The 15,313-nt window shown below is 69.0% G+C and carries 17 protein-coding genes; 12 read left to right on the forward strand and 5 right to left on the reverse strand.

Annotated elements, in window-relative coordinates:
* Positions 1-83: 83 nt before the first annotated feature.
* Complete coding sequence (locus LG388_RS23595) at positions 84-1,250, reverse strand: pyridoxal phosphate-dependent aminotransferase (protein WP_225784988.1); 1,167 nt, start codon at positions 1,248-1,250, stop codon at positions 84-86.
* 74 nt (positions 1,251-1,324) lie between these two features.
* A complete protein-coding gene (locus tag LG388_RS23600; RefSeq protein ID WP_225784989.1) occupies positions 1,325-2,608 on the reverse strand; it encodes a branched-chain amino acid ABC transporter substrate-binding protein in 1,284 nt (427 codons plus the stop codon).
* 130 nt (positions 2,609-2,738) lie between these two features.
* Here LG388_RS23600 and LG388_RS23605 point away from each other — a divergent pair, with 130 nt between their 5' ends.
* Positions 2,739-3,113 carry an Hsp20/alpha crystallin family protein gene (locus tag LG388_RS23605; RefSeq protein WP_225784990.1) on the forward strand — a complete coding sequence of 125 codons (375 nt, stop codon included), beginning with the start codon at positions 2,739-2,741 and terminating at the stop codon, positions 3,111-3,113.
* A gap of 267 nt (positions 3,114-3,380) precedes the next feature.
* Positions 3,381-3,692 carry a helix-hairpin-helix domain-containing protein gene (locus tag LG388_RS23610; RefSeq protein WP_225784991.1) on the forward strand — a complete coding sequence of 104 codons (312 nt, stop codon included), beginning with the start codon at positions 3,381-3,383 and terminating at the stop codon, positions 3,690-3,692.
* A 95-nt stretch (positions 3,693-3,787) separates the two neighbouring features.
* Here LG388_RS23610 and LG388_RS23615 read toward each other — a convergent pair whose 3' ends face one another.
* Entirely contained in the window at positions 3,788-4,000 is a 213-nt protein-coding gene (locus LG388_RS23615) for a DUF2788 domain-containing protein (protein WP_225785187.1), read from the reverse strand.
* Positions 3,997-4,776, reverse strand: a complete 780-nt coding sequence (locus LG388_RS23620; RefSeq protein WP_225785188.1) for a DUF2189 domain-containing protein — start codon at positions 4,774-4,776, stop codon at positions 3,997-3,999. Before LG388_RS23620 ends, LG388_RS23615 begins: the two co-directional genes overlap by 4 nt.
* Positions 4,777-5,033: 257 nt before the next feature.
* On the opposite strand from LG388_RS23620, the gene LG388_RS23625 reads away from it, so the two are divergent.
* Genes LG388_RS23625 through LG388_RS23635 form a run of 3 tightly spaced genes read left to right on the forward strand, consistent with a single transcriptional unit; the run spans position 5,034 to position 7,812 of the window.
* Positions 5,034-6,002 (forward strand): TRAP transporter substrate-binding protein, encoded by a 969-nt coding sequence (locus LG388_RS23625; protein ID WP_225784992.1) that lies wholly within the window; start codon positions 5,034-5,036, stop codon positions 6,000-6,002.
* Between the two features lie 6 nt (positions 6,003-6,008).
* Complete coding sequence (locus LG388_RS23630; RefSeq protein ID WP_225784993.1) at positions 6,009-6,518, forward strand: TRAP transporter small permease; 510 nt, start codon at positions 6,009-6,011, stop codon at positions 6,516-6,518.
* Complete coding sequence (locus LG388_RS23635; protein ID WP_225784994.1) at positions 6,511-7,812, forward strand: TRAP transporter large permease; 1,302 nt, start codon at positions 6,511-6,513, stop codon at positions 7,810-7,812. Before LG388_RS23630 ends, LG388_RS23635 begins: the two co-directional genes overlap by 8 nt.
* On the opposite strand, the gene LG388_RS23640 is transcribed toward LG388_RS23635, so the two are convergent.
* Complete coding sequence (locus LG388_RS23640) at positions 7,781-8,521, reverse strand: aspartate/glutamate racemase family protein (RefSeq protein WP_225784995.1); 741 nt, start codon at positions 8,519-8,521, stop codon at positions 7,781-7,783. The two genes, LG388_RS23635 and LG388_RS23640, sit on opposite strands and share 32 nt — an antisense overlap.
* A gap of 6 nt (positions 8,522-8,527) precedes the next feature.
* Here LG388_RS23640 and crcB point away from each other — a divergent pair, with 6 nt between their 5' ends.
* The 7 genes from crcB to mnhG all read left to right on the forward strand — a co-directional run bounded on the left by crcB (position 8,528) and on the right by mnhG (position 15,212).
* Positions 8,528-8,905 (forward strand): fluoride efflux transporter CrcB, encoded by a 378-nt coding sequence (gene crcB, locus LG388_RS23645; RefSeq protein WP_225784996.1) that lies wholly within the window; start codon positions 8,528-8,530, stop codon positions 8,903-8,905.
* 117 nt (positions 8,906-9,022) lie between these two features.
* Entirely contained in the window at positions 9,023-12,034 is a 3,012-nt protein-coding gene (locus LG388_RS23650) for a monovalent cation/H+ antiporter subunit A (protein WP_225784997.1), read from the forward strand.
* The gene (locus LG388_RS23655) at positions 12,034-12,378 is read left to right on the forward strand and encodes a Na+/H+ antiporter subunit C (RefSeq protein ID WP_225784998.1); all 345 of its coding nucleotides are present in this window, start codon (positions 12,034-12,036) and stop codon (positions 12,376-12,378) included. The genes LG388_RS23650 and LG388_RS23655 overlap by 1 nt, the downstream gene beginning before the upstream one ends.
* A 5-nt stretch (positions 12,379-12,383) precedes the next feature.
* Entirely contained in the window at positions 12,384-14,069 is a 1,686-nt protein-coding gene (locus LG388_RS23660) for a monovalent cation/H+ antiporter subunit D (RefSeq protein ID WP_225784999.1), read from the forward strand.
* Positions 14,069-14,566, forward strand: coding sequence for a Na+/H+ antiporter subunit E (locus tag LG388_RS23665; RefSeq protein WP_225785189.1), 498 nt, complete (start codon positions 14,069-14,071; stop codon positions 14,564-14,566). The genes LG388_RS23660 and LG388_RS23665 overlap by 1 nt, the downstream gene beginning before the upstream one ends.
* Entirely contained in the window at positions 14,563-14,841 is a 279-nt protein-coding gene (locus LG388_RS23670) for a K+/H+ antiporter subunit F (protein WP_225785000.1), read from the forward strand. The genes LG388_RS23665 and LG388_RS23670 overlap by 4 nt, the downstream gene beginning before the upstream one ends.
* Positions 14,838-15,212 carry a monovalent cation/H(+) antiporter subunit G gene (mnhG, locus tag LG388_RS23675; RefSeq protein WP_225785001.1) on the forward strand — a complete coding sequence of 125 codons (375 nt, stop codon included), beginning with the start codon at positions 14,838-14,840 and terminating at the stop codon, positions 15,210-15,212. Before LG388_RS23670 ends, mnhG begins: the two co-directional genes overlap by 4 nt.
* Positions 15,213-15,313: the final 101 nt, after the last annotated feature.

Genomic DNA, 15,313 nt, shown 5'->3' on the forward strand with positions numbered 1-15,313 from the left:
TTTGACTTGCGGCGCGTGCTGGAACTGCTCGCGCCGTGCGCCTTGCGAAATGCAAAACCCGGGGATTATAGCCCGGCCCGGAATCAGCGCCCGCCCTGGGCCGAAAGCCAGCCCTGCAGGCGGCGCACGCCCTCGGCCAGCCGGCCCGGATCGCGCGAGGCAAAGCACCAGCGCAGCCAGCCCTGCGCCTCGGGCGCGAAGGCATTGCCCGGCGCCAGGCCCAGGCCGGCCTCGGCCACCAGGCGCTTGGCCACGGCCAACGAGTCGTCGAAACCCTCGAGGCGGAAGAAGGCGTACATGCCGCCGGGCGGGCTCTGCACCTGCACGGACGGCAGCGCCGCCAGCAGCGGCACCAGCGTGTCCCGGCAGCGGCGCAGATGCGCCACCACGCGTGGCGTGATCTCGTGCGCCTGCGCCAGGGCCGCCAGGCCCGCGCGCTGCGTGAACACGCTGGTGCAGGAGGTGTTGAACTCGATCAGCTTGCCCATGGCGTCGACCAGCCCGGGCGGCAGCACCAGCCAGCCCAGGCGCCAGCCGGTCATGAGGAAGCTCTTGGAGAAGCTGTGCGCCACCACCAGCCGGTCCTCGGGCGCGGCGATGTCGAGGAAGCTGGGCGCGCAGCCGTTCGCAGAATCTTCGAAATACAGCCGCTCGTACACCTCGTCGGCCAGGATCCAGGTGCCCGTGCGGCGGCAGTGGTCCAGGATCGCCTGCTGCTCGGGCCGCGTGAGCGTCCAGCCGGTGGGGTTGTTGGGCGCGTTGACGATCAGCAGGCGCGTGCCCGGCGTGATGGCGGCCAGCAGCGCGGGCAGATCGAGCTGCCAGGCTCCCGCCTTCGGCTGCAGCGGCACGCAGCGCACGCGCGCGCCCAGGATGGCCGGCTGCGCCGTGAGGTTGGGCCAGACCGGCGTGACGGCCACCACCTCGTCGCCGGCGTCCACCAGCGCCTGCACCGCCAGCATCAGCGCGTTCACGCCCCCCGAGGTGACGGCGATGCGCGACGCGTCCACCGGGCCGTGCAGGCCGCTCGCATAGGCCGCGATGGCGGCGCGCAGCTCGGGCAGGCCCAGGTTGTGGGCATAGAAGGTCTCGCCGCGCTCGATGGACTCGATGGCCGCGCGCCGCACGGGCTCGGGCGTGACCTCGTCGCTTTCCCCGAACCAGAAGGCCAGCACGTCCTCGCGCCCCAGCCCGGCATTGGCGACTTCGCGGATCTTGGAGGCTTCGAGGTTCTGGACGGCAGGGCGCATGGCAGGCAGCGGGCAAAAAAAGAGGAAGGCCGGCGAGCATAGCGCCGCCGCTCGCGCTTCGCCGGGCGGGCGCGCTACGCGGGCCGCTCCATGCGGCAGCTGTGCGGCATCTCGGCGCGCGCCGGGGCGATTTCCTTGATCACGCGAAAGCCATAGCCCGAGCCTTCGACGTCGAAAGGCACCCCGGGCGTGCCCTGGCGGTCCATCACGCCCACCACCAGCGCCTGCTGGAACTGGTGGTCGGCGGCCCGCATGTGGCCGCTGCGGCCGGCCAGGCGCACGTGCGCCTGCTCCAGCTTGCGGGCCACCGCCACGGCCTCGGTGCTGCGCGCCTGGGCCAGCGACTGGGCCAGCGCCTCGATCAGCAGCTGCATGCGCATGTGCACATAGTCCTCGGCCGGGTTCGGGAAGCGCGCCCGGAAGGCGCGGTAGAACTCGGCCGACTCGGGCGTGGGCACGTTGGGCAGCCAGTCGGCCACGGCAATCACCTTGCCGACGCCCGCCTCGCCCAGCGCCGCGGGCGCGCCCAGCGCATTGCCGTAGAAGGTGTAGAACTTGCCGTCGAAGCCGACCTCGCGCGCCGCCTTCACCAGCAGCGTCAGGTCGTTGCCCCAGTTGCCCGTGATCACGGCCTGCGCGCCGCTGGCCTTGATCTTCACCGCATAGGGCGCGAAGTCCTTCACGCGGCCCATGGGATGCAGCTCTTCGCCCACGATGCGCACGTCGGGACGCAGCAGGCCCAGCTGCCGCTTCGATTCGCGCAGCACGGCCTGGCCGAAGCTGTAGTCCTGGCCGATCAGGTAGGCCGCCTGCACCTCCCGGTCGTCCCTGAGCACGTCCATCAGCGCCGTCACGCGCATGTCGGCATGGGCGTCGAAGCGGAAATGCCAGAAGCTGCAGCGCTCGTTGGTCAGCACCGGGTCCACGGCCGAGTAATTCAGGTACAGCGCCTGGCGCCCCCTGTTGCGCTCGTTGTGCTTGGCCAGGCCGTCGAGCAGTGCCGCGGCCGTGGCCGACGAGTTGCCCTGCAGCACGGCCAGCGCGCCGCCATCGAGCGCCGCGCGCATGGCTGAAAGCGCCTCGTCGTTCTGGCCCTTGCTGTCATAGCGGTCCAGTTGCAGCGGCCGCGCGCCGCCGGGCAATGCGATGCCGCCGCGCGCATTGACGCGCTCCACGGCCCACAGCAGGTTGCGGAACACGGCCTCGCCCGTGTTGGCAAAGGGGCCGCTGAGGCTTTCGACCAGCGCCAGCCGGATCGGGGCGGAAGACTGCGCCTGCGCAGGCCTCAGCGCGGCCGCGCCTAGCGCCGCAGCACCGGATTTCAAGAGGTGGCGACGCGAAAAATAGGAGATGGACATGCTCTTGAAAAGGCTGGCGCCGGGGCCTAGATGGTCCCCAAGCGGCACCGTGTCACGACAAGGGCCGCGCAGTGTACGGGACGCACATTCCCTGTCCCCTTCGTTGTTTCTGCCTTCAAGGAGATTGACCATGTTCTTCGCACCCGCCCTGCGCAACCGCGCCTTCGTCGCCCCTCGCCATTTCGACCGCCACTTCGAACGCTTCGTCAACGATGCCTTCGTCGGCGCGCGCCGCAGCCTCGATGTGCAGGAAGACGACAAGGGCTGGACCCTGCGCCTGGACGTGCCCGGCATCGCCCGCGAACAGCTGAGCATCGGCATTGAAGGTGCGGTGGTCCGCATCGAAACGCAGGCGGAAGCCGCACGCCAGTACAAGGCCGCTTATGAACTGCCGCAGGACATCGATGTCGCGGCCAGCGAAGCCAAGCTGGAGAACGGCGTGCTGACCCTGAAGCTGGCCAAACTGGCTCCGGTCAACAAGACGGTGGCCCTCACCATTCAGTAAGCCCGCCCGGCTCGCTCGCGCGAGCGCCTGCACCATGCGCAAAGCCGGCTCGCCTGTGTGGCGGGCCGGCTTTGTTCTTTCTTGCCGAGGCCGCAACTTGTTTTCCCGCTCGATGCACTCGTCAGCCTGCGCATTTCTTCACACGCGCCTGGGGCCCTGCGCCTTGACGCTGCACCGCCCTGCGCGTTTTCATCAGCTTGCGCCATGGGCGCACGGGAGGCGGCCGATCGGCGGCCGCTGGACTTCAACCAGTCAGGGAGTGAAAGCATGCTGAAAAGACTTTTTGTTTCCGCCATCCTGGCCCTGGGTTCGATGGGCGCGCTGGCCGCCGTCGAGGCCAACAAGGGCAGCGCTGCCGAGCTCGACGCTCTGCCCGGCGTGGGGCCGGCGCTGTCGCAGCGCATCCTGGACGCCCGCAAGCAGGGCGAGTTCAAGGACTGGGCCGACTTCATGGCCCGCGTCAAGGGCGTGAAGGAGAAGGCGGCCACCAAACTGTCAGGCGCGGGCCTCACGGTCAACGGCAAGCCCTACGCGGACGCGCCCAAGGCCGCAACGGCTGCACCCGCAGCCAAGAAGTAAGCCTGCGTGTCCGCACCTGGATCGAGCCGCCTCCGGGCGGCTTTTTGATGGCCAGCCCCTGCATTGAAGGTCGCACCCGGGGGGACGCACCCCGCCTACCGCTCCATCCACCACTGGATCACGACCTTGGCCAGGTAGCCGATGAAGCCCACGCCCAGGCCCAGGAACATCACGAAGGTGCCGAACTTGCCGGCCTTCGACTTCCAGGCCAGCTGGCCGATGATGAACACCATGTAGAGGATGAAGGCGCCGATGCCCCAGGTCAGGAAGAAGCCCGAAAGCTGCTCTTCGGTGTAGCCGAACATCAGGCACGCCCTTGCGGCTCGGCGGAGCCCGCCTCGCGCAGCGGCCAGGCACCGGCATCCACCAGGTCGCGGTACGCGTGCCAGCTGGCGTGGCCCAGCATGGGCATGACCGGCACCAGGCCGATCAGCAGCGCGCCCAGCCCCAGCAGGGTGAAGCCCAGGATCAGCACCGCCCACAACGCCATCGCGACCGGGTTGGCCAGCACCACCTGCCAACTGGCCAGCACCGCCAGCCGCACCGAGATCCTGCGGTCCAGCAGCAACGGCATGGCCACCACGCTCGAGGCGTAGATAGGGGCCGCCAGCAGGCTGCCCAACAGCAGCCAGAGCTCGAACAGCCAACCTTCGCGCGCCAGCACCACGTAGCGCGCGAAATCCAGGGGCGTGGCAATGGGCTGCGGCGCGTGCAGCGTGATGAACGCTGCCGACACCGCCACCCAGCCGGTCGCGGCCAGCGAGAGCAACGCGCCGAAGCGCACGAGGCACCAGTAGTCGGGGCCCCGCTCGTGCTGCCAGCCCAGCCAGGTGCGTTGCACCAGCGCAGCGTCAGCCCGCTCCCCTCGCTCCAGCGCGCGCGAAAGCGCATAGAAGCCGGTGGCCAGCACCGGAGCGACCACCAGGAACCCCGACAGCGCGCCCGCCAGCAGCCAGAATCGGTCGTGCGCGACGGCCACGAGCACAGCACCGAACAGGGCCAGTGCCACACCCTGCGCCCAGCTGATCCACCCGACGCGCACCATGTCGCGCCAGGCCAGCGCCAGCCAGGCCAGCGGCTGCATCAGGCCGATTCGCCGCACCGGCGGAAGCCGAGGCGGGACAGATGTTCGGTTCACGGGTACGACAAGCAGCGCGATCAAAGCGTGCAGCTTACCCAGCCCTTGCGCCGCACGCGCGCCGCCAAGAAGCATCCTTGACCCATCTCAAAGGAACGCCATGGCGCATGCCCCGCATGCCGAGGCACGGGAATGCCCGAATTCATGGCGCGATATTTGCTCATAAGCTGCCCTCGCTTCGATGACCTCTTTCTGGAGAACGCATGCGCCATTGCAAGAATGTCTTCCTGCTCGCGACCTTCACCGTTGCCGGCCTCGCGTCGGCGCAGACCAAGTGGGACCTCCCCTCCGCCTACCCGGCCACGAACTACCACACCGCCAATCTGATCCAGTTCGCCGCCGACGCGGACAAGGCCAGTGCCGGCAAGCTCAAGATCACGGTGCATGCCAACGCGTCGCTCTTCAAGGCGCCCGAGATCAAGCGTGCCGTGCAGGGCGGCCAGGCGCAGGCCGGAGAGATCCTGCTGGTGAACTTCCAGAACGAATGGCAGGTGTTCGGCGCCGACGGCCTGCCCTTCCTGGCCGACAGCTATGACTCCGCCTGGAAGCTCTACCAAGCTCAAAAGCCGTTGCTCGAGAAGAAGCTCGGCGAGCAAGGCATGTCGCTGCTCTACACCGTGCCCTGGCCGCCGCAGGGCATCTACGTCAAGAAGCCGATCCAGTCCGCGGCCGACCTCAAGGGCGTGAAGTGGCGCGCTTACAGCCCGGCCACCGCGCGCATCGCCGAACTGGTGGGTGCCCAGCCCGTCACGGTGCAGGCCGCCGAACTCTCGCAGGCCATGGCCACGGGCGTGGTCGAGTCCTACATGTCCTCGGGCTCCACCGGCTTCGACAGCAAGACCTACGAGCACATCAAGTACTGGTACGACACGCAGGCCTGGCTGCCCAAGAACGCCGTGATCGTCAACAAGGCCGCCCTGGACGCACTGGACGCGCCGACCAAGGCCGCCGTGCTCAAGGCCGCGGCCGAGGCCGAGACGCGCGGCTGGGCCGCCTCCAAGAAGGAGAACACCGACACCCAGGACAAGCTCAAGGCCAACGGCATGAACATTCTGCCGCCGCCCGCGCAGCTCAAGGCCGACATGGCCAAGGTCGGCGACACCATGCTCAAGGAGTGGCTGGAGAAAGCCGGCGCCGACGGCAAGGCCCTGATCGACGCCTACCGCAAGTAAGCCCCGGTGCGCCGCCTGCTCGACGCGCTCTATGACGGCGCCGCCTGGCTGGCGGCGCTGTTCATGGTGGCGCTGCTCATCGCCGTGCTGCTGTCCATCCTGGGCCGGCAGTTCCACTTCAACATCCCCGGCATCGACGCCTATGCCGGCTACCTGATGGCCGCCGCCGGCTTCCTGGCGCTGGCCCACACCCTCAAGAAGGGCGAGCACATCCGCGTGACGCTGCTCATCAACGCGCTCAAGGGTGGCGCGCGCAAGGGCCTGGAGCTCTGGTCGCTGGGTGTGGCCACGCTGCTGGCGCTGCTGTTTGCCTTCTACAGCTGCCGGCTGGCCTGGCAGTCGCACGCCTTCCACGACATCTCCACCTCCAACGACGCCACGCCGCTGTGGATCCCGCAGCTGGCCATGGCGCTCGGCACCATGGTGTTCGCCATCGCCTTCGTCGACGAACTGGTACTGGAACTGCGCGGCCAGCGCCAGCAGTCCACGAGCGGGGAGGCACTGCGCAATGAGTGATCTCGCCATCACCGGCCTGCTGGTGCTGTCGCTGTTCCTGATCCTGGGCAGCGGCGTCTGGATCGGGCTCACGCTGTCAGGCGTGGCCTGGATCGGCATGCAGATGTTCTCGGCGCGGCCTGCTGGCGACGCCATGGCCGTCACGATCTGGGGCTCGGCCTCCAGCTGGACGCTCACGGCACTGCCGCTGTTCGTCTGGATGGGCGAGATCCTGTTCCGCACGCGGCTGAGCCAGGACATGTTCAAGGGCCTGTCGCCCTGGATGCAGGCCCTGCCCGGGCGGCTGCTGCACACCAACGTGGTGGGCTGCACCATCTTCGCGGCGGTGTCGGGCTCCAGCGCCGCCACCTGCGCCACCATCGGCAAGATGACGCTGCCCGAGCTCAAGCGCCGCGGCTACCCCGACCACATGGTGGTGGGCACGCTGGCCGGCGCCAGCACGCTGGGCCTGCTGATCCCGCCGTCCATCATCATGATCGTCTACGGCGTGGCGGCGGAGGTCTCGATCGCGCGGCTGTTCATCGCCGGGGTCGTTCCCGGCTTGGTGCTGGGCCTGCTGTTCTCGGGCTACATCGTTCTGTGGGCGCTGCGCAACCCGGACCAAGTGCCGGCGGCCGACGCCAAGACCACCTTCGGGCAGAAGCTCGCGGCCTCGCGCAGCCTGATCCCGGTGGTGCTGCTGATCATCGCCGTGCTCGGCTCCATCTATACCGGCATCGCCACGGCCACCGAGGCGGCGGCGCTGGGCGTGGTGGGCTCGCTCATCATCTCGGCGGCGCAGGGCTCGCTGAACTGGGCCACCTTCCGCGATGCGCTGCTGGGCGCCACAAGGCTGTATTGCATGATCGCGCTGATCCTCGCAGGCGCCGCCTTTCTCACACTGTCCATGGGCTACATCGGCCTGCCGCGGCACCTGGCGGAATGGATCGCCACGATGGGGCTCACGCAGGGCCAGTTGATCGCGGCGCTGGCCGTGTTCTTCATCGTCCTGGGCTGCTTCCTGGACGGCATCTCCATGGTGGTGCTGACCATGGGCGTGCTGATGCCCACGGTGCAAAAGGCCGGCATCGACCCGATCTGGTTCGGCATCTTCGTGGTGCTGGTCGTGGAAATGGCGCAGATCACGCCGCCCGTGGGCTTCAACCTGTTCGTGCTCCAGGGCATGATCGGGCGTGAGCTGCCCTGGATCGCCAAGGTCGCGGCACCGATGTTCCTGCTGATGTGCCTGGCCGTGCTGCTGATCTACCTGTTCCCCGGCCTGGTCACGTGGCTGCCTCAACAGATGATGAACTGAGCGCCTCCCGCAGCAAGGCATCGTCCAGCAACGACAGGCAGCGCCAGCCTGTCGCCCGCGACACCGCTTCGGCATAGGGCGGCAGGTTCGTGCATTCCAGCACCACGGTGCGCAGTTGCGGCGCGCGGGTCTGCAGGGCCCGGGCTGCGGCCACCACCTCGGCCTCGGCGCGCACGAGGTCGAGCGCCGAGGCATTGCCCAGGATGGCAGCGACGAAATGGCTGTCTGGCGCCACGCCCTGCACCCGCACGTCAGCCAGCCGGGCGGCAGGCACGCCTGCCGCCGCCAGATGGGCCGGCGTCAGCGCTTCGGCGCTGATGGTCAGAACGCCCACCTGCGGCTCGGACCTCAGCAGCGCCGGCAACTGCAGCAGGCTGGACGTGCGCACCGGCACGGTCGCGGCCGTCTGGAGCAGATCCTGAATCAACACCAGAAATCCGCAACTGGTCGTCACGGCGCACGCGCCCTGATCGGCCAGGCCCTTCACGGCGTCCACGAAAGCCGGCGCCATGGCCCGCAACGCGGATGGCGAACGCACCACCTCGTGCGGCCACGCCCCCGCGACGCGCACCTGACGCGTGGCGCAGCCGAAGCTGTCGGGATGGCCGATGTCACCCAGCGGCCGCGGAAAGCGCGTGTCCAGCATCACCAGGCCAAGCCAAGGCGGGTTCGCGGCTACAGTGCCGTTCTGACAATGCTCAGCAGTCATTCATCCATGCTAGCGGCCCTGGCCGTGTTCTTCGGCGCCGGTGTGGGGGCGCTGCTGCGGTGGGCGCTGTCCCTGTGGCTCAACGGACATGGGGCCGTGCCCCTGGGAACGCTGGCCGCCAACCTGCTGGGCGGCTACCTGGTCGGCCTGGCGCTCGGCCTGTTCCAGGCACTGCCCCAACTCGACCCGACCTGGCGGCTGCTGCTGGTGACCGGATTCCTCGGGGGATTGACCACCTTCTCGACCTTCTCCGCGGAGGTGGTGGCGCATCTGATGCAGGGCCGCCCCGGCCTCGCGCTGGTCCAGGCCGGCCTGCATCTCGCGGGCTCGCTGACCTTGACCTGGCTGGGCCTTCTCAGCGCACATCACCTGACCGCCCACTGATCGATTCGCCCTTCGCAGCCGGCATTGCGTTCATTGGCAAAAGGAACCCAAGCAAGCCCCGTTCCCGCAAGCCCTTTTCAATGATTCCAACAGGGTCGTTCGATAGAATTCATCGCAATGCCCCTCGTCCTGCTCGTCGTTCTTCCCTTCCTTGCCAGCGTCCTGGCGGCTCTTCTGCCATCGAACGCGCGAAACAGCGAATCGACACTGGCCGGACTGGTCGCCATCGGCTGTGCGGCCAGCGTCGCGTGGATGTTCCCGCAGCTGGCGGACGGCAACGTGCTGCGCTATGAAGTGAGCTGGCTGCCGCTGCTGGGGCTGAACCTTTCCTTGCGCATGGACGGCTTCGCTTGGCTGTTCTGCATGTTGGTGCTGGGCATCGGCGCGCTGGTGGTGCTGTACGCGCGCTACTACATGTCGGCCTCCGACCCGGTGCCGCGCTTCTTCGCCTTCTTCCTGGCCTTCATGGGCTCGATGGTGGGCGTGGTGCTCTCGGGCAACCTGGTCCAGATGGTGATGTTCTGGGAGCTCACCAGCCTGTTCTCCTTCCTGCTCATCGGCTACTGGCACCACCGGCGCGACGCGCGGCGCGGCGCGCGCATGGCGCTCACCGTGACCGGCGCGGGCGGCCTGGCGCTGCTGGGCGGCGTGCTGGTCATCGGCCACATCGCGGGCAGCTACGAGCTGGACGTCGTGCTGGCCTCGGGCGAGGAGATCCGCGCCCATGCGCTGTACCCCGTGGCGCTGGTGCTGGTGCTGCTGGGCGCCTTCACCAAGAGCGCGCAGTTCCCCTTCCACTTCTGGCTGCCGCGCGCCATGGCCGCGCCCACGCCGGTGTCCGCCTACCTGCATTCGGCCACCATGGTGAAGCTGGGCGTGTTCCTGATGGCGCGGCTGTGGCCCGCGCTCTCGGGCACCGAGGCCTGGTTCTGGCTGGTGGGCGGCGCGGGCGCCATCACGCTGCTGGTGGGCGGCTACATCGCCATGTTCCAGCGCGACCTGAAGGCGCTGCTGGCCTATTCCACCATCTCGCACCTGGGCCTGATCACCCTGCTGCTGGGCATGAACAGCCCGCTGGCGGCCGTGGCCGCGGTTTTCCACATCATGAACCACGCGACCTTCAAGGCCTCGCTGTTCATGGCCGCCGGCATCATCGACCACGAGACCGGCACGCGCGACATCCACCGCCTGAGCGGCCTGATGAAGGCGATGCCGATCACCAGCACGCTGGCCATCATCGCCAGCGCCTCGATGGCCGGGGTGCCGCTGCTCAACGGCTTCCTGTCCAAGGAGATGTTCTTCGCCGAGACGGTGTTCCTCGACGCCGCGCCCTGGCTGGAATTCGCCCTGCCCGTGCTGGCCACGGTGGCTGGCGCCTTCAGCGTGGCCTACTCGGCGCGTTTCGTGTTCGACGTGTTCTTCGGCCCGCCCTGCGGCGACCAGGTGCCCAAGCCGCCGCACGAGCCTCCGCACTGGATGCGCGTGCCGGTCGAACTGCTGGTGCTGGCCTGCCTGGTGGTGGGCATGCTGCCGGCGTGGTCGGTGGGCAGCTTCCTGGCCGCCTCGGCCGCGCCCGTCGTGGGCGGCCGCTTGCCCGAGTACAGCCTGGCCGTGTGGCACGGCTTCAACCTGCCGCTGGTGATGAGCTTCGTCGCACTGGCGGGGGGTGCCGCCATCTACCTGCTGCAGCGGCGCCGCCGCGAAGCGGGCGGCCTGTCGCGCACGCCCTTGATCCACGCCATCGACGCGCAGCGCCTGTTCGAGCATGCATTGGCGCAGCTGTCGGAGATCGGCCGGCGCAGCCGCCGCGTGCTGGGCACGCGCCGCCTGCAGCCGCAACTCTTCCTGCTGGTGCTGGTGGCACTGCTGGGCGCCGCGGCCGCGCTGTTCTTCGTGCCCTCCGGCGCGGGCAGCCGCGAGCCGCTGCCCTTCTCGCCCATGTTCGCGATGACCTGGGTGATCGGCTGCACGGCCGCCGTCTTCGCGGCCTGGCAGGCCAAGTTCCACCGGCTGGCCGCACTCACGGGCGCCTCGGTCGCCGGCCTGGTGAGCTGCCTGACCTACATGTGGTTCTCGGCCCCCGACCTGGCCCTGACCCAGCTGGTGGTGGAGGTGGTGACCACGCTGCTGATCCTGCTGGGCCTGCGCTGGCTGCCGATGCGCAAAGCCGAGGTGAAGCCGGTCTACGACGGCACGCTGGGCCGCGTGCGCGCCTGGAGCCGCCGCGGGCGCGACCTGACCGTGGCGATCATCGCGGGCGCCGGCATGGCGGCCCTGGCCTGGATGATGATGACGCGGCCGCAGGACCGCAGCATCTCGCCCTTCTTCCTGGAGCGCGCGCTCACCGAAGGCGGCGGCACCAACGTGGTGAACGTGATGCTGGTGGACTTCCGCGGCTTCGACACCTTCGGCGAGATCACCGTGCTGGGCATCGTGGCGCTCACCGTGTACGCGCTGCTGCGCCGCTTCCGCCCGGCCGAGGAATCGATGGCCCTGCCGCCCCAGCAGCGCGCGCAGCTGCATGACGGCAGCGACCTGCTGAACCCGCGCCGCGCCAAGGACACGGCCGTCGGCTACCTCATGGTGCCCGCCGTGCTCGTGCGCCTGCTGCTGCCGCTGTCCGTGCTGGTGTCGGTGTACTTCTTCATGCGCGGCCACAACTCGCCGGGCGGCGGCTTCGTGGCCGGCCTCGTGATGTCGGTGGCGCTCATGCTGCAGTTCATCGTCTCGGGCGCCGAATGGGTGGAAGAGCACCTGCGCATCTACCCGCGCCGCTGGATCGCCGTCGGCCTGATGATGGCGCTGGCGACGGGCGGCGGCGCCATCGTGGTCGGCTATCCCTTCCTCACCTCGCACACGGCGCACCTCACGCTGCCGGTGCTGGGCGAGCTGCACGTGCCCAGCGCCCTGTTCTTCGACATCGGCGTGTTCGCGCTGGTGCTGGGCGCGACCATGCTGATCCTCACCGCACTGGCCCACCAGTCCATCCGCAGCCACCGCTGGGTGGAGGAACAGGCAGAAAGAGAAGTGGAGCGCACCGTCGACGCCCAGGTCCAGCGGCTGGCGGACCGCGAAGCGGCGCACGAAGCCATAAGAACGTACAACGAAGTGATGCAGGGGGACCGCTGATGGAAATCGTCCTGGCCATTGCCATCGGCGTGCTCACGTCGTCCGGCGTCTACCTGCTGCTGCGGCCCCGGACCTTCCAGGTCATCATGGGCCTGACGCTGATCTCCTACGCGGTGAACCTGTTCATCTTCAGCATGGGCCGGCTCAGGGTCGACAGCGAACCCGTGCTGGTGCCCGGCTTCACGGCCACGCTGGCCAACACGGCCGACCCGATGCCGCAGGCGCTGGTGCTCACGGCCATCGTGATCGGCTTCGCCATGACGGCCCTCTTTCTGGTCGTGATGCTGGCCTCGCGCGGCCTCAATGACACCGACCACGTGGACGGCGAGGAGCAGGACGAGTGATCCCCATGGTCCCCCTTCTCGATCGCCTGCTCGATTTCGCGATGCCGCACCTGGTGGCGGCGCCCATCCTCGTGCCCATGCTGACGGCCGCGCTCATGCTGCTGCTGCAGGAGCGGCACCGGCGCATCAAGTCGGCCCTGTCCGTCGTCTCGGGCCTCGTCGGCCTGGTGGTGGCGCTGGCGCTGCTGCGCTGGGTCAATGCCCCGGATACCGGCACGGGCGCCGGCTCCATCGGCGTGTACCTGGCCGGCAACTGGCAGGCGCCCTTCGGCATCGTGCTGGTGGCCGACCGGCTGTCGGCCATGATGGTGGCGCTCACGGGCGTGGTGGCCTTTGCCGCCTCCATCTATTCCACCTCGCGCTGGGACCGCGCGGGCGTGCACTTCCACCCGCTGCTGCAGCTGCAGCTCATGGGCCTGAACGGCGCCTTCCTCACGGGCGACCTGTTCAACCTCTTCGTGTTCTTCGAGGTGATGCTGGCCTCTTCCTATGGGCTGCTGCTGCATGGCTCGGGGCGCCGGCGCGTGTCGGCCGGGCTGCACTACATCGCCATCAACCTGGCGGCCTCCTCGCTGTTCCTGATCGGCGCGGCCGTGCTGTATGGCGTGACCGGCACGCTGAACCTGGCCGACATGGGCCTGCGCATCGCCCAACTGGCGCCCGAGGACCGCGGCCTGGTGCACGCGGCGGCCGCCATCCTGGCCACCGCCTTCTTCGCCAAGGCCGGCGCCTGGCCGCTGAACTTCTGGCTGGTGCCCGGCTACAGCTCGGCGGTGCCACCGGTCAGCGCCGTGTTCGCCCTGCTCACCAAGCTGGGCGTGTACGTGGTGCTGCGCACCTGGGCCACGCTCTTTCCGCAGGACGGGGGTGCCTCGGCGCAGTTCGGCCAGACGGTGCTGCTGGGCCTGGGCATGGCCACGCTGGGGGTGGCGGCGCTGGGTATCGTGGGCACGCAGAAGCTGGCGCAGCTGGCCAGCTACAGCGTGCTGATCTCGGCGGGCACGCTGCTCGCGGCCGTGGGCCTGGGCCAGCCGGCCGTGTGGTCGGGCGCCCTGTACTACCTGCTGAGTTCCTCGCTCGCGGCCGCCGCCTTCTTCCTGCTGATCGACATCATCGAGCGCTGGCGCAACGCGGGCATGAGCATCGCGCCACACGAGCTGGCGGGCCGCGCGCCCTTCCTGAGCGAAGACCTCAAGGCCCTGGAGGACGTGAACCTCGACGACGACCAGCAGGCGCTGTTCGGCCGCGCCATTCCGGCGGGCGTGGCCTTCCTGGGCCTGAGCTTCGTGGGCTGCACCCTGCTCATCGCCGGCCTGCCCCCGCTGTCGGGCTTCGTGGGCAAGGTCGCCATGCTGTCGGGCCTGTTCGAAGGCACGCTGGACCGCAGTGGCTGGCTCTTCGTCGCGCTGGTCCTGGTGTCGGGCTTCCTGAGCCTGGTGGCGCTGTGCCGCGCCGGCATCCGCTATTTCTGGACGCAGCCGCACGGCGCGCTGCCCGCGCTGCCCGCGCTGGAAGTGCTGCCCGTGGCCATCCTGCTGACGGCCTGCCTCGCGCTCACGGTGGTGGCCGAGCCCGTGATGCAGCACGTGCGCGCCACCGCCAACGCCCTGGCCCATCCCTCGCTCTACCGCGACGCCGTGATGGGCGCGCGGCAGATTCCGGGACCCACCCTCAAGGAGGCCACGCCATGATGGCGCGACTGCTGCCCTCGCTCACCCTGTCGGCCACGCTCTTCATCGTCTGGATCCTGCTGCACCAGTCGCTGCACCCGGCCACGCTGCTGTCGGCGCTGCTGGTGGCGCTGGTGGTGCCGCTGATCACGCGCAGCCTGCGGCCCGCCGCCGTGGTGATGCGCCGCCCCGGCGTGCTGGTGCGGCTCACGCTCGTGGTGCTGCGTGACATGGTCCGCTCGGCCTTGCTGGTGGGCAAGGGGTTGCTGTTCAAGCGCAATGCCGACATCCATTCGGCCTTCCTGCGCGTGCCGCTGGACACGCGCGACCCCAACGTCCTCGCGGGGCTGGCCATGATCGTCTGCCTCACGCCCGGCACCGCCTGGGCCGAGCTCAGCATGGACCGCTCGGTGCTGCTGCTGCACGTGTTCGAACTCAAGGACGAGCAGGGCATGATCGACATGATCAAGGCGCGCTACGAGAAGCCGCTGATGCAAATCTTCGAAGGAGCCCCATGACCCCCGTCCTGCTCTGGGCCCTGAAGGCCGCTCTGTTCCTGCTGGCGCTGGCCATGCTGTGCGCGCTCTACCGGCTGATCGTCGGCCCCTCGGCGCAGGACCGCGTGATGGGCCTGGACTGCCTCTACATCAACGGCATGCTCACCATGCTGGTGCTGGGCATCCTCTACACCAGCAGCGTGTACTTCGAAGCGGCGATGCTGATCGCGCTCTTCGGCTTCGTCGGCTCCACGGCGCTGGCCAAGTTCATCCTGCGCGGGGAGGTCATCGAATGAGCGCGGCTCCTCTTCCCTGGTGGGCCGAGGCCCTCGTGGCCGGGCTGGTGATGATCGGCGCGGCCGTGGCGGCGCTGGGCTCTTTCGGCCTGGTGCGGCTACCCACCTTCTTCCGCCGCATCCACGCACCCACGCTGGGCGCCACGCTGGGCGTATGGGCCATCACGGCCGCCACGGTGCTGTACTTCTCGGTGCAGGGCTTCCACCTGTTCCTGCACGCCATCCTCATCACCTTTTTCGTCGCGCTCACGGCGCCCGTGACCACCATCTTCCTGATGCGGGCCGCCCTGTTCCGCGAGCGCCAGCACGGCAACCCCAAGGTGCCTCCGCCTTCCGGCCTGCCCCAGGCCAAGTCCAGCCTGCCCAGCTGATCCGGCTTGGACGCGCGGCGGCCAGGGCAGTCGCCTGCGCGACGTCCTGCCACAGCCGCAAAGACCTTGCCGCTCATCCGAATACTTAGGGCTGCGCTGGC

It is taken from the genome of Xenophilus sp. Marseille-Q4582 (assembly GCF_916700565.1).
Classification (GTDB): domain Bacteria; phylum Pseudomonadota; class Gammaproteobacteria; order Burkholderiales; family Burkholderiaceae_C; genus Xenophilus.